Source organism: Corallococcus interemptor, from assembly GCF_003668875.1.
GTDB classification, from domain to species: Bacteria; Myxococcota; Myxococcia; order Myxococcales; family Myxococcaceae; genus Corallococcus; species Corallococcus interemptor.
In genome coordinates this window covers 37,476-63,565 of record NZ_RAWM01000023.1, presented here as the reverse complement: position 1 = coordinate 63,565, position 26,090 = coordinate 37,476, and the positions used below count along the sequence as shown (strand labels likewise).

Annotated in this window: 7 protein-coding genes; 5 read left to right on the top strand and 2 right to left on the bottom strand. The window is 71.7% G+C overall.

The features are described 5' to 3' along the window. Positions 1-5 precede the first annotated feature (5 nt). On the bottom strand, positions 6-725 hold the full coding sequence (locus tag D7X96_RS11530; RefSeq protein ID WP_120550261.1) for a YcnI family copper-binding membrane protein: 720 nt from the start codon (positions 723-725) through the stop codon (positions 6-8). Between the two features lie 94 nt (positions 726-819). Continuing rightward, the gene (locus tag D7X96_RS11525) at positions 820-1,356 is read right to left on the bottom strand and encodes a hypothetical protein (RefSeq protein ID WP_120550260.1); all 537 of its coding nucleotides are present in this window, start codon (positions 1,354-1,356) and stop codon (positions 820-822) included. Positions 1,357-2,005: 649 nt separating this feature from the next. Between D7X96_RS11525 and D7X96_RS11520 the strand changes: the two genes are divergently transcribed. The 5 genes from D7X96_RS11520 to D7X96_RS11500 are packed head-to-tail and all read left to right on the top strand — an operon-like array spanning position 2,006 to position 26,026. Continuing rightward, positions 2,006-7,450 (top strand): non-ribosomal peptide synthetase, encoded by a 5,445-nt coding sequence (locus D7X96_RS11520; RefSeq protein ID WP_121769716.1) that lies wholly within the window; start codon positions 2,006-2,008, stop codon positions 7,448-7,450. 45 nt (positions 7,451-7,495) lie between these two features. Continuing rightward, the gene (locus tag D7X96_RS41450) at positions 7,496-12,157 is read left to right on the top strand and encodes a type I polyketide synthase (RefSeq protein WP_121769715.1); all 4,662 of its coding nucleotides are present in this window, start codon (positions 7,496-7,498) and stop codon (positions 12,155-12,157) included. 39 nt (positions 12,158-12,196) lie between these two features. Then, on the top strand, positions 12,197-18,157 hold the full coding sequence (locus tag D7X96_RS11510; RefSeq protein WP_121769714.1) for a type I polyketide synthase: 5,961 nt from the start codon (positions 12,197-12,199) through the stop codon (positions 18,155-18,157). Between the two features lie 2 nt (positions 18,158-18,159). Beyond that, a complete protein-coding gene (locus tag D7X96_RS11505; RefSeq protein ID WP_121769713.1) occupies positions 18,160-21,483 on the top strand; it encodes a non-ribosomal peptide synthetase in 3,324 nt (1,107 codons plus the stop codon). Next, positions 21,476-26,026, top strand: coding sequence for a type I polyketide synthase (locus tag D7X96_RS11500; protein WP_158626573.1), 4,551 nt, complete (start codon positions 21,476-21,478; stop codon positions 26,024-26,026). Before D7X96_RS11505 ends, D7X96_RS11500 begins: the two co-directional genes overlap by 8 nt. The last annotated feature ends 64 nt before the right edge of the window (positions 26,027-26,090 follow it).

The window sequence follows — 26,090 nt, the reverse complement described above, 5'->3', positions numbered from 1 at the left end:
CGCTCCTAGTACTTCACCCAGATGACCGTGCCCGGATGGATCTGCGTGAGCGCGGTGACGCCCGGTTCCTTCTCGATGAGCGCCTGCGTGACGGGGTTGAAGCTGTACGCCTGCGACCCGGCCCAGACGATGAGCGCGTCCTTGAACACGGTCAGGTCGTGCACGTGCTCCTGCACCGTGTACTGGTTCCATCCCGGCAACCGCGACGGCAGGAGATAGAGCGACGGCGCCGGGTTCTCCGAGGCCCCCGTGCCCGCGTCCCCATCATGGCTGTGCTCGCCTCCCGCCGTGCTCTTCCACTCCACCACCGTCTCCACGCCCGCCTGCGTGCTGCACGTCTGCGTCGTGGGGAAGAACAGGGTGGTGAACGGCTTCGAGGGCAGCTTCATCCGCAGCCCCAGGTGGAAGAAGTGCGTGTCCCCCGCCTTCACGCTGCCCGCGGGCTTCGTCCACGTCACCGCCGTCACGTTGCCGTTGGCGTCCTTCTCCACCTCGGCAGGGCCGAACACGGAGTCCAGCGGGCGCACGCCCGTCACGCCCTCGGGAATCTGGACCCGCATCCTGGACGTGTCCGCGCCATCACAGCCGTGGCTCACCGTGAAGTCCGCCTCGAAGGTCGCCCCGGCATGGGGAGGCGTGGTCCCGGACACCGCCGCGTGCGCGAAGGCGGAGGAGGACAGCAGCGAACCCGCGACGAAACACAGCGGACCCAAGAGAGACTTCATCGGGTGACTCCAGGAAGAAGGGAGCATCCCGGATAGCAGTCCACCGTGGAGCGCCCGCTGCGGTCATTTGTCGCAGCGCTCGCACCCAACAGACTCACGGCAGCGCGATGCGCCCCGGAGCCCCCTGCGTCCCCTGCCCGGTGTGACAGCTGTTGCAGTCTCCGCTGCTCTGCGGCGTGGCCATCACCCGCGTCGCGCCATCCGGCCCCACCAGCCGCGCCCGGTACGGCAGCGGGAAGGACGGCTGGAGCGTCGTGGACAGGAAGTTGCCCGAGGCGTTCGGCACCAGCGTGAGCCGCACCTGGCCGTCCGCGTCCAATATCTCCACCTTCACCTTCGACGGTGCCTCCAGCCGCGCGTCACATCCGTCCGCCTCATGGAGCGACGGGAACACCGTGCCCATGAAGAAGTAAGCCACGGAGGGCGCCTGCCGCAGGTGGCAGCTCCGGCACGCGTATCCCGGCGCCATGGTGGCCCCGGTGCCGCCCGTCGCCTCGGTCCAGACGCTCCCGCTCGCGCACGTCGCCGGAGCGGGCCCTGCATCCACGCCCGCGTCCCAGTCCAGCGTCACCGCCATGGCCGGCTCCGCGGAACAGCCCAGCACGCCGCCCCAGAGCAGCGCCGTCCCCATCCACCGTGTCACATCACGCACCGGCCTCGGCATGGCTCACGCTCCCGCCCGCCCTGCGGCACAAGCGCGCAGGGGCCGTGTCGGACCCACCCCGTATCGTCCTCGAACCCTGACGAGACGAATCCAAGGAATCCTATTTTCACAGACAATTCACAGACAGGGACGGCGTTCCGGGTGTCGGCGAAGCCTCAGGGAGGGTGGACTCATACACTCCGCGTGTTCCCGTCGCATGATCCGATGTGTCACGTTTACTCGGACACTACGCGCAGTATCCCGTGAACAAGGGAGGTCCCCGGGTTTCCGACCTTGGGGGTCGTTTGAATGTCCCGCCGTTCGCGCGATGAAGAGATTCGCGGCCCAGACGCTCTCCGAATTCCGTTCCCATGAAACTCGCACTCCGCCCTGCCCCTGATTCACGCGCTCCCCGCCGTGCCCATGGCGCGGCGTGGCGACAATGTGGGTGGGGGGGATTGCTCGCGCGCGCGCCAGACGATACATGCGCGAAACAACGCCCCTTCACGGCGGGTGCTGCTTGCGACTGACCTCTTGAAACCGTGTCTTGCCGGGAGACCGCAGCACCCCGGCCCCTGAATTCGCGCCTCCGTGCTCCCCGTGCACGGAACACCCCCGCATCCCAGGAGTCGCGTCAATGCCCACTGGAACCCTGCCCGGTTTCTCCCCGGCCACCGACTTTGCGTTTTCCACTCTGGTTGAATTGCTGCGCGTCCGCGCAAGCACCCAGGGAGACCGCCGTGGCTTCACGTTCCTGCTGGACGGGGAAACGGACGAAGCGCACCTGACGTACGCGGAGCTGGATCAGAAGGCCCGCGCCATCGCGGCGGCGCTCCAGGCGCGCGGCGCGCAGGGGCAGCGGGCGCTGCTGCTGTACCCGCCCGGGCTGGACTACATCGCCGGGTTCTTCGGCTGTCTGTACGCGGGCGTCATCGCGGTCCCCATCTATCCGCCGGACCCCATGCGCCTGGCGCGCACACTGCCGCGCCTCCTGGCCATCAGCCAGGACGCGCAGGCCACCATCGCCCTCACCACCGACTTCATCTACGGCATGGGGGAGATGCTCTTCGAGCAGGCGCCGGAGCTGCGGGAGCTGCACTGGATCGCCACGGACACGCTGGACGCGGAGGTCGCCGAGGGGTGGAAGGACCCGGGCGTGGCCACGGACACGCGGGTGTTCCTCCAGTACACGTCCGGCTCCACGTCGTCGCCCAAGGGCGTGGTGCTGACGCACGGCAACCTGCTGCACAACTCGAAGCTGATCCACGAGTGCTTCGGTCACTCGGACAAGAGCCAGGGCGTCATCTGGCTGCCGCCGTACCACGACATGGGCCTCATCGGCGGCATCCTGCAGCCCTTGTACGGCGGCTTCCCGGTGACGCTGTTCTCGCCGGTGGACTTCCTCAAGCGCCCCATGCGCTGGCTGGAGGCCATCTCCCGCTACAAGGCCACCACGAGCGGCGGGCCCAACTTCGCGTTCGACCTGTGCGTGCGCAAGTCCACGCCGGAGGAGCGCGCGAAGCTGGACCTGAGCCACTGGGACCTGGCCTTCAACGGCGCGGAGCCCATCATGCCGGACACGCTCCGGCGCTTCGCGGAGGCGTTCGGTCCGCAGGGGTTCCGCTCGGAGGCCATCTATCCCTGCTACGGCCTGGCGGAAGGCACGCTCATCGCCTCGGGTGGTGACAAGCGCGAGCTGCCCGTGCAGCGCACCGTGGACGCGGGCGCGCTGAAGGACAACCGCGTGGTGGCGAAGGAGGCGGCGAGCCCCGGCGCCCAGACGCTGGTGGGCTCCGGCCGCAACCTCACCGACCAGCGCCTGGTCATCGCGCATCCGGAGACGGGCGCGCCGCTGCCGGCGGGCCAGGTGGGTGAAATCCGCGTCGCCGGGCCCAGCATCGCGCAGGGCTACTGGGGCCGCGACGAGCAGACGCGCACCACGTTCCAGCAGCCGCTGGCCGGCACGGGCGACCCGACGCCGTACCTGCGCACGGGCGACCTGGGCTTCCTCGCGGACGGCGAGCTGTTCGTCACGGGCCGCCTGAAGGACCTGATCATCATCCGCGGGCGCAACCACTACCCGCAGGACATCGAGCGCACGGTGGAGTCCGCCCACCCCGCCATCCGCCCCGGCTGCACGGCGGCGTTCTCCATCGAGCAGGATGACGAGGAGCGCCTCATCGTCGTGACGGAGGTGGACCGCCGCGCGGTGGAGCGCGACGGCGTGGACCTGGACGCGCTGGCGCAGGGCATCCGGCAGGCCGTGGCGGCCGGGCACGACCTGCAGGCCCAGGGCGTGGTGCTGCTGGGGCCGGGCGCCATCCCGAAGACCTCCAGCGGCAAGATCCAGCGCTTCGCCACCCGCGCGGAGTACGTCGCGGACACGCTGGAGGCGCTGCACAAGAGCGTCATCGCCGCGGCCGCCGCCCCGGCGCCCGAGGCCGTGAAGACCGCCACTCCGGAGGCCGCCGCCGCGACCGCGCCCGTGGGCCCGGACACCAGCATGCTGCAGAAGATGCTGGCGGTGGTGTCGGACCCCACCGCGCGCCGGGCCATGGTGACGGTGTTCCTCCAGGAGCAGGCCGCGCAGGTGCTGCGGCTGCCCACCGCGCAGGTGGACGCGAGCAAGCCGCTGCATGCCTACGGCGTGGACTCGCTGATGGCGGTGGACTTCAAGAGCGCGGTGGACGCGGGGCTGAACATCGACCTGCCGCTGTCGGACGTCCTCCAGGGCGTGTCGCTGTCGAAGCTGGCGGAGGCCGTGGTGACGCTGATGTCGGCGCCCCCGTCCCAGCAGGCCTCCAGCGCGGTGGCCGCGTCGTCCGCCACCGGTGACGCGCCCCTGTCCGGCGGACAGCAGGCGCTGTGGTTCATGCACCAGCTGGCGCCGGACAGCGCCGCCTACCACGTGCCCGTCGCGGTGCGCGTGCGCGCGGGGCTGGACGCGAACGCGCTGAAGGGCGCCTTCGAGGCGCTGGTGGCCCGCCACCCCGCCCTGCGCACCACGTTCGTCATGGCGGCCACCGGCCCCGTGCAGCGCGTGCACGCGGAGCTGCCGCTGGACTTCACCACCACGGACGCGAAGGGCTGGAGCGACGCGCAGGTGGCGGAGCACCTTTCCGCCGAGGCCCGCCGCCCGTTCGACCTGGAGAAGGGTCCGCTCCTGCGCGTGCGGCTGGTGTCGCGGTCCGCGGAGGACCACGCGCTGCTCATCGCGATGCACCACATCGTCACCGACTTCTGGTCGCTGGCGGTGATGGCGGAGGAGCTGGACGCGCTCTACCCCGCGCTCAAGCTGGGCAAGCGGCCCACGCTGGCGCAGCCCGCGCGCACGTACGCGGACTACGCGCGCTGGCAGGCGGAGATGCTCACCGGTGCTCGCGGCCAGGCGCTGGAGAAGTACTGGCGCGAGCAGCTGTCCGGCACCCTGCCCGTGCTGGACCTGCCCACGGACCACCCGCGTCCCCCGGCGCAGACCTTCAACGGCCGCGTCCACACCACCCGGCTGAGCGCGGACGTCGCGAGCGCGGTGAAGACGCTCGCGCGTGATAACGGCGCCACGCCGAACATGGTGCTCCAGACGGCGTTCCAGGTGCTGCTGCACCGCTACACCGGCCAGCAGGACTTCACGCTGGGCGTGGTGAGCGCGGGCCGCGGACGCGCGGAGCTGGCGGGCATCACCGGCTACTTCGTCAACCCGCTGGTGGTGCGCACGCGCCCGTCCCCCACCCTGTCCTTCACGGACTACCTGGCCCAGACGCGCCAGACGATGCTGGGCGCGCTGGAGCACCAGGACTACCCCTTCAGCGCGCTCGTGGACCGGCTGCAGCCGGTGCGGGACCAGAGCCGCTCGCCGCTGTTCCAGGTGATGTTCGTCTACCAGCGCGCCTCCAAGCTGGACGAGCGCGGCCTCACGCCCTTCGCCCTGGACATCCCGGGCGCGAAGTCCACCGTGGCGGGCCTGCCCATCGAATCGCTGGTGCTGTCGCACGGCGGCGCGCAGTTCGACCTCACCCTCACCATGGGCGAGGCGGACGGCGAGCTGGTGGCCTCCTTCGAGTACAACACCGACCTCTTCGAGGCCGGCACCATCGAGCGCATGGCCGGGCACCTGGCCACGCTGCTGTCCGGCATCGCCGCCTGGCCGGGCCGCGCGCTCGCGGGGCTGCCGCTGCTCACGCAGCCTGAACAGCAGCAGCTGCTGGAGACCTGGAAGGGTCCCCGCGTGCCGCTCACGCAGAAGGACATGCTGCCCGCGCTCTTCGCGGCGCAGGTGGCGCGCACGCCGGACAACGTCGCGGTCCTCTTCAAGGACGCGCAGCTCACCTACCGCGAGCTGGATGCGCGCGCAGGCCAGCTGGCTTCGTGGCTGCGCGGCGCGGGCGTGAAGCCGGGCGACATCGTGGGCATCTGCCTGGAGCGCTCGGTGGAGACGCTGGTGTCCGTGCTGGCGGTGATGGCCGCGGGCGCGGCGTACGTGCCCATCGACCCGGCCTACCCGTCCGAGCGCGTGGCCTTCATCCTGGGCGACACGCAGGCGCCGGTCCTCATCACCCAGTCCTGGCTCCAGCGCACGCTGCCCTCCGGCACCACCGCGCGCACGCTGTTCGTGGACCAGCCGCTGGACGGCGCGCTGTCCTCCGCGCCCGCCGCGACGGTGGCGGCCGGGGACCTGGCGTGCCTCGTCTACACCTCCGGCTCCACCGGCCAGCCCAAGGGCGTGATGCTGGAGCACGGCGGCCTGGCGAACCTCGTCCGCTCGTTCGTGGAGTCCTACGCGCCCACGGCCACGGACCGGATGCTGCCGCTCACGTCGGTGGCCTCGGCCAGCTTCGTGGGCGAAATCCTCCCGCTCCTGTGCACGGGCGGCGCGCTGGTGCTGCCCACCGAGGATGAGATCCTCGACCAGGAGAAGCTGTTCCAGCTGATCACCCGCCACACCGTCACCATCGTGAGCACCGTGCCCGCGGTCATCGCCGGGCTCAACGCGCGCCTGGAGCAGCTGCCGCCGCTCAAGCTGGTGCTCTCCGGTGGAGAGGCGCTGGTGGCCAGCGACGTGGAGAAGCTGCTGGCCACCGTGCCGGTGGTGAACGGCTACGGCCTCACGGAGACCACCGTGTGCTCCACCTACCACCGCATGGAGGTGGAGGACCTGCAGGGCCACGCGTGGGTGCCCATTGGCCGGCCCGTCATCAACACGGACGTGTACGTGCTGGACGCGGAGAAGAACCTGCTGCCCGTGGGCGTCGCCGGTGAGCTGTACGTCGGCGGCCTGGGCGTGGCGCGCGGGTACTGGAAGCGGCCGGAGCTGACCACGGAGCGCTTCGTCGCGAACCCGTTCGCCTCCGACAAGGGCGAGCGCCTGTACCGCACGGGCGACCGCGCGCGCTGGCTGCCGGACGGCGTGCTCACGTTCCTGTCCCGCGCGGATGATCAGGTGAAGATCCGCGGCTTCCGCATCGAGCTGGGTGAGGTGGAGGCCGCCGTGCGCCGCCACCCGGCCGTGAAGGACGCGTTCCTGATGGCGCGCGAGGACTCGCCCGGCGACAAGCGCCTGGTGGCCTACGTGGTGCTGGGCGAGCCCGCGCCCACGCACTCGGACCTGAACACCTTCCTCGCGGAAGGACTGCCGCCGTACATGCTGCCGTCCGCGTACGTGCCGCTGTCCGCGCTGCCCCTGTCGCCCAACGGCAAGGTGGACGCGAAGGCGCTGCCCGCGCCGGAAGGGGCGCGCCTCGCCTCCGGCGTCGCCTACGCCCAGCCGCAGAGCGCGGTGGAGCGCAGCGTGGCGGCCATCTGGGCGGCGGTGCTCAAGGTGGAGCGCGTGGGCCTCAACGACAACTTCTTCGAGCTGGGTGGCAACTCGCTGCTCATCGCGCAGGCCCACCGGCGCCTGAAGGAAGAGCTGGGCGCGGACCTCGCGCTGGTGGACATGTTCAAGTTCACCACGGTGAGCGCGCTGGCCCAGCACCTCGCGAACAAGGGCGAGGACTCGGGCGCGGCCTCCCAGAAGATCAAGGACGAGGCGGAGCGCCGCCGCGCCGCCCAGGCGAAGCGTCAGCAGGCGCGCGGCCGCAAGTAACGAACGACTTTCAGGCACACCCCCCAGATTTCGAAGGACGGCTCCATGAGCACTGACACCCCCGAAGTGGATGGCATCGCGGTCATCGGCCTGGGTGGCCGGCTTCCCGGCGCGAAGACCATCGCCGAGTTCTGGAAGAACCTCACCGGCGGCGTGGAGAGCATCACGTTCTTCACCGACGAGGAGCTCATCGCGGAGGGCGCCGACCCCGCGATGGTCCGCGCACCCAACTACGTGAAGGCCCGCGGCACGCTGGGCGACACGGATCAGTTCGACGCGGCCTTCTTCGGGATGAACCCCCGCGAGGCCGCGCTGATGGATCCGCAGCACCGCGTCTTCCTGGAGTGCGCGTGGGAGGCCATGGAGAGCGCCGGCTACAGCCCGGAGCGCCAGCCCGGCCGCGTGGGCGTGTTCGGCGGCATGAGCATGAACACGTACCTGCTCTCCAACCTGTACTCGCACCTGGCGCACGTCGCGTCGGTGGAGAGCCTCCAGGCGTCCATCGGCAACGACAAGGACAGCCTCACGACGGAAGTGGCGTACCGGATGGACCTGAAGGGCCCGGCCGTCACGGTCCAGTCCTCGTCCTCCACGTCGCTCACATGCATCCACTACGCCTGCCAGAGCCTGCTGTCGTTCGAGTGCGACATGGCGCTGGCCGGCGGCGTGTCCATCCACTTCCCGGAGAAGGCGGGCTACCTGTACCACGAGGGTGGCACCACGGCGCCGGACGGCCACTGCCACACCTTCGACGCGGAGGCCGCGGGCTTCGTCGCCGGCCACGGCGCGGCGGTGGTCGCGCTCAAGCGCCTGTCGGACGCGCTCAAGGACGGCGACACCGTCTACGCGGTGGTGCGCGGCTCGGCGGTGAACAACGACGGCTCGCAGAAGGTCAGCTACATGGCCCCGGCCGTCGCGGGCCAGGCGGAGGTCATCGCGCTGGCGCAGGCCGTCGCGGGCGTGGATCCGGACTCCATCGGCTACGTGGAGGCGCACGGCACGGCGACCAAGGTCGGCGACCCCATCGAGGTCGCGGCGCTCACGCAGGCCTTCCGCCAGGGCACGGACAAGAAGAACTTCTGCGCGCTGGGCTCGGTGAAGAGCAACATCGGCCACCTGGACTCGGCGGCGGGCGCGGTGGGCTTCATCAAGGCGGCCCTCACGCTGCACCACAAGGTCATTCCGCCCAGCCTCAACTTCAAGACGCCCAACCCGGCGTGCGACTTCCCCAACAGCCCGTTCTACGTGAACACGGAGCTGCGTGACTTCCCCCGCGGTGAGACGCCGCGCCGCGCGGGCGTCACGTCGCTGGGCATGGGCGGCACCAACGCGCACGCCATCCTGGAGGAGGCGCCGGAGCTGCCCGCCACCGACAAGGCCCGCCTGCCCGCGCAGGTGGTGCTGCTGTCGGCGCGCACGGAGAACTCGCTGGAGGTCGCCACGGACCGGCTGGCCGCGCACCTGCGCGAGAACCCGGACGTGGACCTGGCGGACGTGGCGTACACGCTCCAGCTGGGCCGCAAGCGCTTCGGCAAGCGCCGCGCGGTGGTGGCGCGCACCACGGCGGAGCTGGCCTCCGCGCTGGCGGAGCGCACGCCGGGCCGCGTCTTCTCCGGCAGCGCGGAGAACAGCGGCCGTCCGGTGATGTTCATGTTCTCCGGACAGGGCTCGCAGTACGTGGACATGGGCCGCGAGCTGTATGAGACGGAGAGCGCCTTCCGCGCCCAGGTGGACACCTGCGCGGAGAAGCTCAAGCCGCACCTGGGCCTGGACCTGCGCACGGTGCTCTACCCGGCCGCGGAGTCGCGCGAGCTGGCGTCGGAGCGCCTGAAGCAGACGGGCCTCACCCAGCCCGCGCTGTTCGTCATCGAGTACGCGCTGGCGAAGCTCTGGGAGTCGTGGGGCGTGACGCCGCACGCGATGGTGGGCCACAGCATCGGTGAGTACGTGGCCGCGTGCCTCGCGGGCGTGTTCAGCCTGGATGACGCGCTGGCCCTGGTGGCCGCGCGCGGCCGGCTGATGCAGTCCCTGCCCGCGGGCTCCATGCTCGCGGTGTCCCTGCCGGAAGAGCACGTCACGCCCATGCTCCCCGAGGGCCTGTCCGTGGCGGCGGTGAACAGCCCGGCCACGTGCGTCGTCGCCGGCCCCACGCCGCTCATCGACGCGTTCGTGGAGACGCTGAAGCTCCAGGGCCTGGCGTCCTCGCGACTGCACACGTCGCACGCGTTCCACTCGGCGATGATGGACCCCATCCTGGACGCCTTCCGCGAGGCGGTGCGCAAGGTGGCCCGGAAGGCGCCGGCGAAGCCCTACCTGTCCAACGTCACCGGCACCTGGGTGACCGCCGAGCAGGCCACGAGCCCTGACTACTGGGCCAAGCACCTGCGCGGCGCGGTGCGCTTCGCGGACGGCGTGGGCGAGCTGCTGAAGGAGTCCGACGCCATCCTGCTGGAGGTCGGCCCGGGCAACACGCTCGTGACGCTGGCGCGGCAGCACCCGGACAAGGGCGCGAAGCACGCGCTGATCAACTCGCTGCGCCACCCCAAGGAGCAGGTCGCGGACCTGGACCACGTGCTGGGCACGCTGGGCCGGCTGTGGCTGGAGGGCGTGGAGGCGGACTGGGACGCGTTCCGGGGTGGTGAGAAGCGCCGCCGCATCGCGCTGCCCACGTCCCCCTTCGAGCGTCAGAAGCACTGGGTGGACCCGCGCAAGGAGACCGCCGCCGACGGCGAGCGCTCCGAGTGGGCCTCCGCGGATCAGAAGCAGCCCGTGGCCCGCTGGTTCTACCTGCCGTCGTGGCAGCGCGCGCTGCCGTCGCCGCAGGGCACCTGGAGTGAGAAGAAGGCCACCTGGTGGCTGCTGCTCCCGGATGACTCCAACGAGGGCCTGGGCGCGCGGCTCGCGCTCAAGCTGGGCGAGGCCGGCCAGGACGTGGTGCGCATCACCCCGGCCGCCGTCACCGCGAAGCACGACGAGCACCACTGGTCGCTCGCGCTGGGTGGCGAGGCCACGGTGCTGGAGGCGCTGACCGCGCAGGGCCGCGCTCCGGACCACGTGCTGCACCTGGGCACGCTGGGCCTGGGCGACGTGCACGGCGAGGCGGACTTCGAGTCCGCGCTGGGCAAGGGCTTCCTGGGGCTGTTGTCCCTGGCGCAGGCCCTGGGCCGTCAGCCCGGCACGCGTCCCGTGTCGCTGGTCGCGGTGACGAACCGCATGCAGGCGCTGGGCGACGAGGCTCCGAACCCGGAGCTGTCCACCGTGCTGGGCCCGGTGCGCGTGATTCCGCAGGAGTACGGCCACCTGTCCGCGAAGGCCGTGGACGTGCGCCTGCCGCACTCCGGCAGCTGGCAGGAGACGGCGCTGGTGGAGGCCCTGCTGTCCGAGGCCGCCACGCCCTCCAAGCTGGAGAACGTCATCGCGTACCGCGGCGGCGCCCGGTGGGTGCAGCACTTCGAGCACGTGCCGGCGGACGCGCCTCGCAGCGCACAACTGCCGCTGCGCGATGGGGGCGTGTACCTGCTCATCGGCGGGTTCGGCACGCTGGGCTTCTCCCACGCGAAGTCGCTGGCGAAGCGCGCGAAGGCGAAGCTCGTGCTCGCGGGCCGCACGGCGCTGCCGGAGCGCTCGCAGTGGGACGCGCACCTGTCCGCGCATGGCGAGGACGACGCCGTCTCCCGCCGCATCCGTCAGGTGCGCGAGCTGGAGGCGCTGGGCGCCCAGGTGCACACCGTCGCCGTGGACGCGGGCAACAAGGTCCAGGTGAAGGAGGCGGTGGACGCGGCGCTGACGCACTTCGGCGCGCTGCACGGCGTGGTGTTCGCGGCGGGTGACGTGGGCCAGGCGCTCTTCCGCGCCATCCCGGACACTCGCCCCGAGGACGTGCGCGACACGTTCCATGGCCGCGTGCGCGGGCTGTACGCGCTGGAGGAGGCGGTGCGCGGACGCGCGCTGGACTTCTGCGTGCTGTCGTCGTCGCTGGCGGCGGTGCTGGGCGGACTGGGCCTGGCGTCGTACTCGGCGGCCACGTCCTTCATGGACGCGTTCGCCACCAAGCAGGCGCAGACGTCGCCGGTGCCGTGGATGAGCGTGGGCTGGGACGCGTGGCAGTACGAGTCCCGCGCGGGCGGCGCGCAGAGCCCGTTCGGCGCGCTGGCCATCACGGCCTCCGAGGGCGAGGACGCCTTCGAGCAGCTCTTCCAGCTGGGCGCCGTGTCCCACGTGGCCGTGTCCACGAGCAACCTGCGCGCCCGCGCTCGCAAGTGGGCGCAGCCGGCCGCGGCTCAGGAGCAGGAACAGGCGAAGAAGCAGGACGTGGGCTCGGCCCTGGGCACCACGCCCCGGCCCACGCTCCAGAACGCCTATGTGCCGCCGCGCGACGCGCTGGAGGAGCAGATCGCCCAGCTGTGGCAGACGACGCTGGGCATCGACCAGGTCGGCGTGCACGACAACTTCTTCGAGCTGGGTGGCAACTCGCTCGTCGGCGTGAAGCTGATTGCCCGCGTGCGCGAGCAGTTCGGCGTCGCGCTGCCGGCCGTCACCCTCTACGAAGGCCCCACCGTGGGGGCGCTGGCCAGGCTGCTCAAGGCCGCCAGCGGCAGCGAGGACACGGAAGCCGCGCCCGAGGAGACCGAGGCGCTCAGCCGCGGGGAGCGCCGCCGTGCGCGCCGCGCGAATCGCCGGGGCGAAGGCGCCACCGACGAGGAGTAGCCGTCCCCTCCCCCACCTTTCGAAGCCCGAGCACACCCCATGTCCGCTGAATCGAACATCGACGCGCAGGCCATCGCCATCGTCGGCATGGCCGGACGTTTCCCCGGCGCTCCCGACCTGGACTCCTTCTGGAAGAACCTGCGCGACGGCGTGGAGTCCATCCAGCCCGTACCCGACGCGGAGCTGGAGAAGCTGGGCGTGGACCCCGTCCTGCGCAAGGACCCGCGCCACGTGAAGGCCAGCGCCGCGCTGGCCGGCATGGAGCTGTTCGACGCGGGCTTCTTCGGCTTCACGCCCCGCGAGGCGGAGCTGATGGATCCGCAGCACCGCGTCTTCCTGGAGTGCGCGTGGGAGGCGCTGGAGAAGGCGGGCCACACGCCCGAGGGCTTCGACGGCTCCATCGGCGTGTTCGCGGGCGCGGCCACGAACACGTACCTGGTGTTCCACCTGGTCCCCAACTTCGACCAGCTGAGCGGCATGGACCAGGTGCAGGTGGACGTGAACAACGGCGGCGACTTCCTGGCCACCCGCGTCGCGTACAAGCTCAACCTGCGCGGCCCCAGCTACTCCATCACCAGCGCGTGCTCCACGTCGCTCGTGGCCACGCACGCGGCCTGCCAGAGCCTCTTGAATGAAGAGTGCGACCTGGCCCTTGCCGGCGGCGTGTCCGTGCACGTGAAGCACCCGGAGGGCTACCCCTTCGTGCCCGGCGGCATCGTGTCCCCGGACGGCCACTGCCGCGCGTTCGACGCGAAGGCGGAGGGCACGGTGTTCGGCAGCGGCGTGGGCGTGGTGGTGCTCAAGCGGCTGGCGGACGCCATTGAAGACGGCGACCACATCCACGCCATCATCAAGGGCAGCGCCATCAACAACGACGGCGCGCTGAAGGTGGGCTTCACCGCCCCCAGCGTGGAGGGCCAGGCCACCGTCATCACCGAGGCCCTGGGCGCCGCGGGCGTGGCCCCGGAGACCATCGGCTACCTGGAGGCGCACGGCACCGGCACGAAGATGGGCGACCCCATCGAGGTGCGCGCGCTCAACAAGGCGTTCAAGTTCCGCTCGGCGGCGGCGAAGGCGAACCCTCCGAAGATTCCGGTGGGCTCGCTCAAGAGCAACATCGGCCACCTGGCCAACGCGGCCGGCGTGTCCAGCCTCATCAAGGCGGTGATGACGCTGGAGAACCGCCAGATTCCGCCCAGCCTCCACGTCACGGAGGTCAACCCGGAGATTCCGTTCTCGGGCGGTCCGTTCTTCGTCAACTCGAAGCTCACGGACTGGCAGGCGAACCCCAAGCACCCGCGCCGCGCGGGCGTGAGTTCCTTCGGCGTGGGCGGCACCAACGCGCACGTCGTGCTGGAGGAGGCTCCGGCCCTTCCGCCCTCCGGCGCGTCCCGGCCCGCGCAGCTGCTGGTGCTGTCCGCGAAGAGCGACGCGGCGCTGGACGCGGCGACGAAGAACCTGGCCGCGCACCTGAAGGCACACCCCGCGCAGGCGCTGGCGGACGTGGCCTTCACGCTCCAGGCGGGCCGTCAGGCCATGGCGAAGCGGCGCGTGCTGGTGTGCCGCGACCGCGACGACGCGCTCGCGGCGCTGGACGTGGAGGGCAGCCCGCGCCAGTGGACGCACACGCCGGACGTGCACGAGCGGCCGGTGGCCTTCCTGTTCCCCGGCCAGGGCTCGCAGTACGTGGGCATGGCGCGCGACCTGTATGCGTCCGAGCCCACCTTCAAGCGGCACCTGGACGCGTGCGCGGACAAGCTGACGTCGCACCTGGGCCTGGACCTGCGCACGGTGCTGTTCCCGGAGGCCTCCAAGGCGGAGGCCGCGACGCAGGCGCTGACGCGCACGGAGCTGACGCAGCCCGCGCTCTTCGCCGTGGAGTACGCGCTGGCGAAGCTGTGGATGGCCTGGGGCGTGAAGCCCTCCGCGATGCTGGGGCACAGCATCGGTGAGTACGTGGCCGCGTGCCTCGCGGGCGTGTTCACCCTGGACGACGCGCTGGCGCTGGTGGCCGCGCGCGGCAAGCTGATGCAGGGGCTGCCGTCGGGTTCCATGCTGTCCGCGAAGCTGGAGGAGTCCGCGCTCAAGCCGCTGCTCCCCGCGAACCTCAGCGTGGCGGCGGTGAACGCGCCGGGCTTCACCGTCGTGGCGGGCCCCACCGACGCGGTGGACGCGCTCCAGGCGAAGCTGGAGGCGCAGGGCGTGGAGGTGTCGCGGCTGCACACGTCGCACGCGTTCCACTCCGCGATGATGGACCCCATCCTCGCGGCCTTCACCGCGCGCGTGCGCCAGGTGAAGCTCAGCGCGCCTGGCCTGCCCTTCCTGTCCAACGTGACGGGCACCTGGATTGAGGCCGCGCAGGCGACGGATCCGGACTACTGGGCCACGCACCTGCGCCAGGCCGTGCGCTTCTCCGCGGGCCTCCAGGAGCTGTCCCGCAAGTGGCCGCAGGCGGCGCTCCTGGAAGTGGGCCCCGGTACGGTGCTCACCACGCTGGCGAAGCAGCAGCCGGGCGCGGAAGCGCGCGTGCTCATCGCCTCCACGCGGCATCCTCGCGAGCAGGCTCCGGACCTCCAGGTGCTGCTGGGCGCGCTGGGCCGGCTGTGGCTCAACGGCGTGACGGTGGACTGGAAGGGCTTCGCGTCCAACGAGCAGCGCCGCCGCGTGCCGCTGCCCACCTACCCCTTCCAGCGCGAGCGCTACTGGATTGACGCGAAGCCGCTGGGCGGCGGTGCCCGCGCGGACGCGCCCGCGTCGCTGACGAAGCGCCCGGACGTGGCGGACTGGTTCTACGCGCCGTCGTGGAAGCTGTCCCCGCTGCCCAAGGCGAAGGACGCGGCGGGCGCGGGCTGGCTGGTGCTCGCGGATGACACCGGCGTGGCGGAGGCCCTGGCGCCGAAGCTGGGGGGGGACATCTTCCGCGTCGTCCCCGGCGCGCGCTTCGAGCAGCGCCCGGATGGCTCGTTCACGGTGGATCCGGCGCGCCGCGAGGACTACTGCGCGGTGCTGGAGGCGCTGAAGAAGCAGGGCCGCGCGTTCTCCAACGTCGTGCACCTGTGGAGCCTGTCGAAGGAGCCCGCGTCACTGGACGTCGGCTTCCACAGCCAGCTGTTCCTCGCCCGTGCCCTGAGCGAGACGGGCCACCTGGAGCCGCTCACCTGGTCCGTGGTGACCAGCCGCTCCGCCCGCGTGGAGCAGGCGGATGCGCAGCTGCCGGAGCAGGCCCTGCTGGTGGGCCCCTCGCGCGTGCTGCCGCAGGAGTACCCGAACCTCTCCTGCCGCTTCGTGGACGTGGTGCCCGGCGACGCGGGCGCGGTCGTGGACCGGCTGGCCACGGAGCTGGGTGCCGAACCGCGTGACGCGGTGGTGGCCCTGCGTGGCCGTCAGCGCTGGGTGCAGACCTTCGAGCCCGTGCGCCTGGAGGCGGCCGGCGCCGAGGTCCTGCGCGACGGTGGTGCGTACCTCATCACCGACGGCCTCACCGGCATCGGCCACGCGCTGGCGTCCGAGCTGGCCACGGTGCACCACGCGAAGCTGACCCTGGTGGAGACGCCGGACTTCCCCAGCCGCGGCCAGTGGACGGCGTGGGTGGAGAAGCACGGCGTCGAGGACGCGGTGTCCCGCCGCATCCAGCGCGCGCTGGCCCTGGAGCGCACGGGCGTGGAGATGCTGGTGCTGCCCGCGGCCCTCACCGACGTGGAGTCCATGCGCGGCGTGGTGGACGCGGCGGTGGCGCGCTTCGGCCGCATCGACGGCGTCATCCACGCGGCGGGCGGCATGCAGGGCGCCACGCTGGGCACCATCGCGGAGACAGGCCCGGACGAGTGCGCCTGGCACTTCCGCCCGCAGGTGCACGGCGTGCGCGTGCTGGAGCAGGTGCTGCCGAAGGAAGGCCCCGCGTTCTGCCTCCTCGTGTCGTCGCTGTCGTCCGTGCTGGGCGGCCTGGGCCAGGTGGCGCAGGCCTCCGCCAGCGCCTTCATGGACGCCTTCGCGGAAAGCCGCACGGAGGGCTTCGCCTACCCGTGGCTGAGCGTGGACTGGGACGCGTGGCAGTTCGCGGACGCGCAGGCCATGGCGGAGCTGTCCCCCACGCTGGCCCAGTTCGCCATCCAGCCCGCCGAAGGCCTGGAGGCGCTGCGCCGCGCGCTGTCGCACGGCGAGGGCGGCCGGCTGGCCGTCTCCACCGGTGACCTGGCCGCGCGCCGCCGTCAGGGGCCTCGGGCCACGAAGGCGGAGAAGGGCAAGAAGGACGCAGCGAAGGGCAACAAGCACGCCCGTCCCTCCATCCTCACGCCCTACGCCGCGCCTCGCACGGAGCTGGAGAAGACCGTCGCGGGCATCTGGGAGCAGGTGCTGGGCATCGACGGCATCGGCATCAACGACAACTTCTTCGAGCTGGGCGGCCACTCGCTGCTGGCCACGCAGCTGCGCAACCACATCCACGCGGTGCTGAAGGTGGACCTGTCACTGCGCGGCCTCTTCGAGACGCCCACCGTCGCGGGCGTCGCCGGGCGCGTGGAGCAGGAGCTGGGCAAGCGCGCGGCCTCCACGGAGAAGCCCATCGCGGAGCGCCTGCGCACCGCGTTCCCCACCGAGCGCCCCGCGCTGCTCACCGAGTACCTGCGCCACCACATCTCCGAGGGCCTGCGCATCCCGCAGGACAAGCTGCCCGCGGACGGCAGCCTCAAGGGGTACGACCTGCACGCGCTGGGCGCGGAGCTGGAGTACGACCTGCGGCAGGACTTCAAGTTCCAGCTCTACCCGCACGAGGTGCAGGCGCACCCGTCCATCCCGGAGCTGTCGAAGTACCTGCTGGTGGAGATGGACCGCCTGCAGGACCCGCAGCGCTTCGCGGAGAACAAGCCGCTGTCCGCGTACCCGCTGAAGCCCTACCGCGCCGAGGTGTCCGGCGTGCAGCGCACCAACACGGCGAAGAAGAACCCGCCCATGGTGTTCGTGCACTCCAGCCCTCGCGCCGGCTCCACGCTGTTCCGCGTGATGCTCGCGGGACACCCGCGGCTGTTCTGCCCGCCGGAAGTGAACCTGCTCTTCTTCGAGAGCATGCGCGAGTGGCGCCAGAACATCGGCTTCGGCTCTGAGATGGAGTGGACCACGGGCGGCCTGCAGTGGGCGCTCATGGAGCTGGAGAAGCTGGACTCGCCCGCCGGCGCCGCGCTGGTGGACCGGCTGGTCGCGGATGACGTGTCCGCGCAGGACGTCTACCGCCGCCTCCAGGAGAAGTCCGCGCCCCGGCTGCTCGTGGACAAGACGCCCACGTACGCCATGGACGTGGAGACGCTGGAGCGCGCGGAGCGGATGTTCGAGGGCAACAAGTACATCTACCTCTACCGCCACCCGCTCCCGGTGATGGAGTCCATCCTCCGGATGCGCTTCGACCGCCTCTTCGCCGCCGGCCTCTTCGGCGACGCGGACGTGGACCCCTACGTGGTGGCGGAGACGGTGTGGGCCCTGTCCAACCGGAACCTGCTCAACTTCTTCGACGGCATCGGCCGTGAGCGCTGCCACTGGGTGCGCTACGAGGACCTGGTCGCGGACCCCACGAAGGTGATGACCGGCGTGGCCCACTTCCTGGGGCTCGAGTTCGACGAGCGCATGGTCCAGCCGTACGACGGCAAGAAGGACCGCATGATGGGCGGCCTGGGCGACCCGAACATCCTCCAGCACCAGGGCATCGAGAAGAAGATGGGCGAGTCCTGGAAGCGCATCAAGTGGCCCCGCCCCTTCGATGCCTCCACCCACGCGGTGATTGAGCGCCTGGGCTACTCCGTGGAGGGCGCCACGCCCACGCAGCCCCTGGTGCCCGCGCAGCCGGTGGCCACGCCCGCCGCGAAGCAGAAGGTCACGGCGGCCGAGGCGGAGAAGCTGCTGGAGAACATGGACCAGCTGTCGGACGAACAGGTGGCGGAGCTGCTCGCGATTCTGGAAGACGCGGGCGGCGGTGACGGTGGTGACAGCAGCAGCAGCGAGGACGCGGCCTGACCATGACGCCCGAAGAGAAGCGAGCACGCCTGGCGCAGCTGCTGAAGGACAAGTCGCGACCTGCCTCGAAGCAGGCGCCCCTGTCCTTCGCGCAGGAGCGGATGTGGTTCCTGGACAAGTGGAGCCCCGGCAGCGCGGCGTTCCACATGCCCACCGCGGTGCGCCTGACGGGCACCGTGGACACGGACGCACTCCAGCGCGCCCTGGCCCTGCTGGTGGAGCGGCACGACACGCTGCGCACCACCTTCCAGGAGCGCGAGGGCGGCGCCGCGCAGATCATCGCCGCCACGGGCGAGGTGCCGCTGGAGGTGATGGACCTCCAGGGGCTGCCGGTGACGGAGCGTGAGGCGGAGGCCCAGCGGCGCGTGGTGACGCTGGCGCAGCAGCCCTTCAGCCTGGAGCAGGGGCCGCTGTTGCGCGCCGTGCTGATGCTCCTGGGCAACGGCGAGCAGGTGCTGCTGATGGATCAGCACCACATCGTCTCCGACGGCTGGTCCATGGGCGTGCTCGTGCACGAGCTGGCCGTGCTGTATCGCGCCTGTCTGGAGGGGCAGCCCTCGCCGCTCAAGCCCCTGCCCCTGCAGTATTCCGACTGGGCGGCGTGGCAGAAGGAATGGCTCCAGGGCGCGGAATTGGAGCGCCAGCTCACCTACTGGAAGAACCGCCTCAACCCGAACGCGCTCCTGGAGCTGCCGCAGGACAAGCCGCGTCCGGCGCTGATGAGCTCCAAGGGCGAGCGGCAGGTGATGCACCTGTCCCCCGCCCTCACCCAGGCGCTCAAGGCGCTGGGCCAGCGCGAGGGCCGCACGCTCTTCGTCACGCTGCTGTCCGCCTTCAACGTCCTGCTGTCCCGCTACACCGGGCAGGACGACATCGTGGTGGGCACGCCCATCGCGGGCCGTCCTCGCGCGGAGGTCGAAGGGCTCATCGGCCTGTTCGTGAACATGCTGGCCTTGCGCTCGGACCTGTCCGGCAAGCCCACGTTCAACGAGCTGCTGCGCCGGGTGCACGAGTCCACGCTGGACGCGTACGCGCACCAGGACATCCCGTTCGAGCGGCTGGTGGACGCGCTCAAGCCGGAGCGGCACCTCAGCCACTCGCCCATCTTCCAGGTGATGTTCGTCCTGCAGAACGCGCCCATGCCGGCCCTGGAGGCCCCGGGCGTGGTGATGGAGGCGAAGCCGGTGGACACCGGCACGACGAAGTACGACCTGTCGCTCTTGCTGGTGGACCTGCCGCAGGGCCTGCGCGTCACCGCCGAGTACAGCACCGACCTCTTCGAGCGCTCCACGGCGGAGCGGCTCTTGGGCCACTACCTGACGCTGCTCGAAGGCATTGTCGCGCAGCCGGACGTGCCCATCTCCCGCCTGCCGCTGTTGCCCGATGCCGAGCGCCAGCGCGTGATGCACGGCTGGAACGACACGGCCGTAGCGCACCCGAAGGGCGCGACGCTGACCTCGCTCCTCGATGCGCAGGTGGCGAGCACGCCGGACGCCGTCGCCCTGGAGTTCGAGGGCAGCCGCCTCACCTACCGCGAGCTGGATGCCCGCGCGAACCAGCTGGCGCACGCGCTGCGCAAGCACGGCGTGGGCCCGGAAGTGCGCGTGGGCCTGTGCGTGGAGCGCTCGCTGGAGATGGTGGTGGGCATCCTGGGCACGCTGAAGGCGGGCGGCGCGTACGTTCCGCTGGACCCGGGCTACCCTCAGGAGCGCCTGGGCTGGATGCTGGAGGACGCGCGTCCCCCGGTGCTCCTGGTGCAGGACCGGCTGCTGGCGCGGCTGCCCGCGTCGGACGCGAAGGTGGTGAAGCTGGACACGGGCTGGGAGGAGATTGCCCGCGAGCCCACCACCGCGCCCGCGCCCACCGCCACGGCGGACTCGCTGGCGTACATCATCTTCACGTCCGGCAGCACGGGCCGCCCCAAGGGCGCGATGAATGCCCATGGCCCGGTGGTGAACCGCCTGTTGTGGATGCAGTCCGCGTACGGGCTCACGTCCCAGGACGTGGTGCTCCAGAAGACGCCGTTCAGCTTCGACGTGTCCGTCTGGGAGTTCTTCTGGCCGCTGATGACCGGCGCGAAGCTGGTGGTCGCGAAGCCCGGCGGGCACCAGGACCCGGCCTACCTCAAGGCGCTGATTTCCTCCGCGTCCGTGACGACGCTGCACTTCGTGCCCTCCATGCTCCAGGCCTTCCTGGACGAGCCGGGCGTGGCGGAGTGCACGTCGCTGAAGCGCGTGGTGTGCAGCGGTGAAGCGCTGCCGCTGGAGCTGAAGGAGCTGTGCCTGCGCACGCTGCCCGGCGCGGGGCTGCACAACCTCTACGGCCCCACCGAGGCCGCGGTGGACGTGACGTTCCACGCGTGCAAGGCGAACGACGGCCGCCGCTCCGTGCCCATTGGCCGGCCGGTGGACAACACGCAGATCCGCATCCTGGACGCGGAGCTGCAACCGGTGCCCCAGGGCGCGGCGGGCGAGCTGTACATCGGCGGCGTGCAGGTGGGGCGCGGCTACCTGGCGCGGCCCTCTCTCACCGCCGAGCGCTTCATCCCGGATCCGTACGCGACGGTGCCGGGCGCGCGCATGTACCGCACGGGCGACGTGGCGCGGTGGCTGCCGGACGGCGAGATCGAGTACCTGGGCCGCGCGGACTTCCAGGTGAAGATCCGCGGCCTGCGCATCGAGCTGGGCGAGATTGAGTCCTCGCTGGAGAAGCACCCCACGGTGCGCCAGGCGGTGGTGCTCGCGCGCGAGGACCGGCCGGGCCAGAAGCGGCTGGTGGCCTACGTCACCGGCAAGGACGCGAAGCCGGAGGGCGCGGCGCTGCGCACGTACCTGCTGGAGCGCCTGCCCGAGTACATGGTCCCGTCCAACATCGTGGTGCTGGAGCGCATGCCGCTCAGCCCCAACGGCAAGGCGGACCGGAAGGCACTGCCCGCGCCGGAGGCCGGTGGCGTGGATCCGTCCCGGCCCTTCGTGGCGCCGGGGACGGCCATCGAGCAGCAGATCGCCCAGGCGTGGAAGGACCTGCTCCACGTGGAGCGGGTGGGCCTGGACGACCCCTTCTTCGAACTGGGTGGCAACTCGCTGCTCGCGCTCCAGTTGCACCGCCGGTTGACGGCGGAGCTCGGCGTGACGCTGGCGCTCACGGACCTCTTCCAGTACCCCACCGTGCGGGCACTGGCGGCGCGGCTGTCGCGCCGGGAGGAGACGCCCTCGGAGGACGCGGCGCAGGCGGGCCGCTCCCGTGCCGAGGCGCGACGCACGGTCAACCGCCGCGCGGTGGCCTCGCGCGGGCGGGTGGATACGGATGGAGACGCGGATGAGTGACGCAGTGGGTGGTGGCGAGGAGCGCATCGCGATTGTCGGCCTGTCGGGCCGCTTCCCGGGTGCGCAGACGCTGGAGGGCTTCTGGGAGATGCTCCGCCGTGGTGGCGACGCGCGCCGTGTGCCCACGGACGCGGAGCTGGATGACGCGGGCGTTCCCCAGGCCCTGCGCGCCCACCCGCAGTGGGTGCGCTCCAGCTACGTGCTGGAGGGCGCGACGGAGTTCGACGCGGGCCTCTTCGGTTACAGCCCGCGCGAGGCGGAGCTGATGGACCCCCAGCAGCGCATCTTCATGGAGTGCGCGTGGGAGTCGCTGGACAACGCCGGCTATGACCCGGGCCGCTTCAAGGGCGCGGTGGCCGTCTACGCGAGCGTGAGCCTGAGCTCGTACCTGCTGCGCGCGCTGATGCGGCAGCCGGACCTGATGGACGCGGCCGGTTCGTTCGGCGTGATGCTGGCCAACGACAAGGACTACGTGGCCACGCGCGTGTCCCACCGGCTGGGCCTGCGCGGCCCCGCGGCGACGGTGCAGACGGCGTGCTCCAGCTCGCTGGTGGCGCTCCACCTGGCGTGCCAGAGCCTGCTGTCCGGTGAGAGCGACATGGCGCTCGCGGGCGGCTCGTCCGTGTCCTTCCCGCAGACGGCGGGCTACCTCTACCAGGAGGGGATGATCTTCTCGCCGGACGGCTACTGCCGCGCGTTCGACGCGAAGGCCAACGGCACCGTGCGCGGCGCGGGCGCGGCGGTGGTGGTGCTCAAGCGTCTGTCCGACGCGCTGAAGGACGGCGACACCATCCACGGCGTGCTGCTGGGCACGGCGGTGAACAACGACGGCGCGGGCAAGGTGGGCTTCACCGCGCCCAGCGTGGAAGGCCAGGCCGCGGTCATCGCGGAGGCACTGGCCATCGCCGGCGTCACGCCGGACGACATCCAGTACGTGGAGGCCCACGCGACGGGCACCCCGCTGGGCGACCCGATTGAAGTGGCCGCGCTCAACCAGGCCTTCGGCGGCAAGGAGACGGGCCAGAAGCGCGTGGCGCTGGGCTCGCTCAAGGCGGCCATCGGCCACCTGGACGCGGCGGCCGGCATCGCGGGCGTGGTGAAGACGGTGCTCGCCATGGAGCACGGCGAGATTCCCGCGAGCCCCCACTTCGAGAAGCCCAACCCGGTCATCGACTTCGACGCGGGCCCCTTCTTCGTGCCCTCGCAGCCCCGGCCGTGGACGTCCGCGAACGGGCCGCGCCGCGCGGGCGTGAGCGCCTTCGGCATTGGCGGCACCAACACGCACGTCATCCTGGAGGAGGCCCCGAAGGCGGCCGCCCCCGCGCCGTCCAAGCGCCCGTGGCACGTGCTGCCCCTGTCCGCCCGCACGCCCGCGGCGCTCGATGCGGCGACGGAGCGGCTGGCCGCGCACCTGGATGCGAACCCGAACGCGTCCCTGGCGGACGTGGCCTACACGCTCCAGGTGGGTCGTCACGTCCATGAGCACCGCCGCGCGGTGGTGGTGAAGGACGTCGCGGACGCGAAGGCGGCGCTGCGGGACGCTCGGCGGCTGCTGGGCGGCTCGGGCACCAACACGCGCCGGCCGGTGGTGTTCCTCTTCTCCGGCCAGGGTTCGCAGTACGTGGACATGGGCCGCGGCCTCTACGAGCAGGAGCCCGTCTTCCGCGCGGAGGTGGACGCGTGCGCGGAGAAGCTGAAGACGCACCTGGGCCTGGACCTGCGCACGGTGCTGTACCCGGCCGCGGACGCGCGCGAGAAGGCCACCGAGCAACTCAAGCAGACGTCGCTCACGCAGCCCGCGCTATTCGTCATCGAGTACGCGCTGGCGAAGCTGTGGGCGTCGTGGGGCGTGACGCCGCAGGCGATGGTCGGCCACAGCATCGGTGAGTACGTGGCCGCGTGCCTGTCGGGCGTGTTCAGCCTGGACGACGCGCTGGCGCTGGTGGCCACGCGTGGCCGGCTGATGCAGTCGCTGCCTTCCGGCTCCATGCTGTCCGTGCGGCTGACGCCGGAGGCGCTGGCGCCGCTGATGGACGCGCGCATCTCCGTGGCCGCCGTGAACGCGCCGGGCTTCACCGTCGTGGCGGGCCCTGCCGACGCGGTGGACGCGCTCCAGGCGAAGCTGGAGGCGCAGAAGGTGGAGGTGTCGCGGCTGCACACGTCGCACGCGTTCCACTCGCAGATGATGGACCCCATCGTGGAGGAGTTCCGCCAGGCGGTGGCGAAGGTCGCGCGCAAGGAGCCCAAGGACCTCTACCTGTCCAACGTCACCGGCACCTGGGTGACGCGCGAGGACGCGGTGAGCCCGGCGTACTGGGCGCGCCACCTGCGTGACGCCGTGCGCTTCCAGGACTCGGCGACGCTGCTGCTCAACGACCCCGAGCACGTCTTCCTGGAGGTCGGTCCCGGCAACGCGCTGGCCACGCTGGTGCGCCGCAACGCGCAGGAGGGCACCTTCCCGGCCATCCTCACGACGCTGCCCGCGCCGCGCGATGCGCAGCAGGACGCGCTCACGCACGCCATGGACGCGTTCGCGAAGCTGTGGCTCGCGGGCGCGAAGACGACCGCCGGACGCGTCTACAAGGGCGAGTCCCGCCGCCGCATCCCCCTGCCCGCCTACCCCTTCCAGCGCGAGCGCTACGACCTGCTCAAGGGTCCGCCGCCCGCGATGCCTCGCGCCGCTGTCGCCGCGAAGGCCGCGACGACGCAGGGCGTGGAGCTGACCGTCCCCGCCTGGTCGCGCACGCGCGCCTCGCCGCAGGTGCCGCCGCTCTCCGGCCAGCGCTGGCTGGTGCTGGAGGCGGACTCGCCGGTGGCCGCGCGAGTGTCGGAGCGCCTACGCCAGGCGGGCGCGGACGTGGTGTCGCTCGTCGCGGGACAGGGCGCGTCGGATCCGGTGACGAAGCGCTTCGCCGTGGACCCCGCGTCTCCGGATGCCCTGGGGGACGCGCTGGGTGAGCACCTGGAGCGCCTGCGCGGTGAGGACTGGACGCCCGCGCACGTCGCGTACCTGTGGCCGCTGGTGAAGGAGCCGCGCGACCTGGAGTCGGGGCTCACGACGTCGTTCCACGGGCTGCTCGCGCTCGCGAAGGCGGTGGGCCCGGGCGCTGCGAAGACGCCCGTGACGCTGGACGTGGTGACCACCGGCGCCCAGGACGTCACGGGCGAGGAGCCGCTCTTGCCCTGGCAGGCGGCCGCTGTCGGTGCCAGCCGCGTGCTGCCGCAGGAGTACCCCGGCCTCACCGTGCGCTCGGTCGACGTCACCTGGCCCGCGCCGGATGAGTCCGCGTCCGGCCCGTGGCTGGAGCGGCTGGTGACGGAGCTGGCCACCGGCAAGGACCCGGTGGTCGCGCTGCGCGGCACGTACCGCCACGTCGAGGCGTTCGAGACCCTCGACGTCCCGGCCTCCACGGAGCACGGCGGCCTCAAGGACGGCGGCGTCTACGTCATCGTCGGTGGCCTGGGCCGCGTGGGCCAGGCGCTCGCGGAGCAGCTGACGCAGGCGGTGAAGCCGAAGCTCGTGCTGCTGTCCCGCCGCACGCTGCCCGCCCCTGGCGAATGGGACGCGTGGCGCGCGGGTCATGACGCCCAGGACGCGACGTCCAAGGCCATCGACCGCATGCGCGCGCTGGAGAAGGCGGGCGCACAGGTGCTGGCGCTGCGCGCGGACGCGGGCGTGCCCGGTCAGCTGGACAAGGCGTTCCAGCTGGCGGAGGCGAAGTTCGGCCGCATCGACGGCGTCTTCTACGCCGCGGGCGACGGCGGCATGGCGACCCGCATCTCCGTGGGAGAGGCCTCGCCCGAGGCCACCACCCCGCTGCTGGCCGGCCGCTTCGGGGGCCTCACGCAGCTGGCGGAGGCGCTGGCCTCGCGGCGTCCGGACTTCGTCGTCGTGCAGTCCTCCCTCACCGTGGTGCTGGGCGGCATGGCCGTCAGCGCGGTGGCGGCGGCGCACGCCGGCATGGACGCCCTGGCGGTGCGACAGGCCCGCCTGGGCGGCACCCGCTGGTACACCGTGGACTGGGACGTGTGGGGCGTGGGCGAGGGCTTCCGGCCCGACGCCGTCATCCCTCCCACCGAGGGCTTCCGCCTCCTGCGCGCGCTCCTCACCCAGCCCACCGGTGGACGCTACCTCGCGTCGCTGGGCTCACTGGAGGCGCGGCGTCAGGCGGCACGCGATGGCGCGGCTCCGGCCCGCGCGGGTGGAAGCGGCAGCGGCAAGCACCCGCGTCCCCCGCTGGCCAACGCCTTCGTCGCTCCTCGCGACGAGACCGAGGAGAAGGTCGCCGCGCTCTGGCAGGACCTCTTGGGCGTGGAGTCGGTGGGCATCACCGACAACTTCTTCGAGCTGGGCGGCCACTCGCTGTTGGGCGTGCAGCTCTTGTCGCGCATCCGCGAGGCCTTCCAGGTCGAGCTGTCCATGCGCGCCCTCTTCGAGTCCCCCACCGTGGAGGTCATGACGGTGGCCATCGTGGAGGCGAGCGCCAGCCAGCTCGACCCGGAAGCCCTGGAAGCCATGCTCGCGGAGCTGGAGCAGAGCTGAAATCCCCCCTGGCAACGCCGGGCCCGCGCGCACTCCCGTAGTACGGTGCGCGGGCCCCTGACCC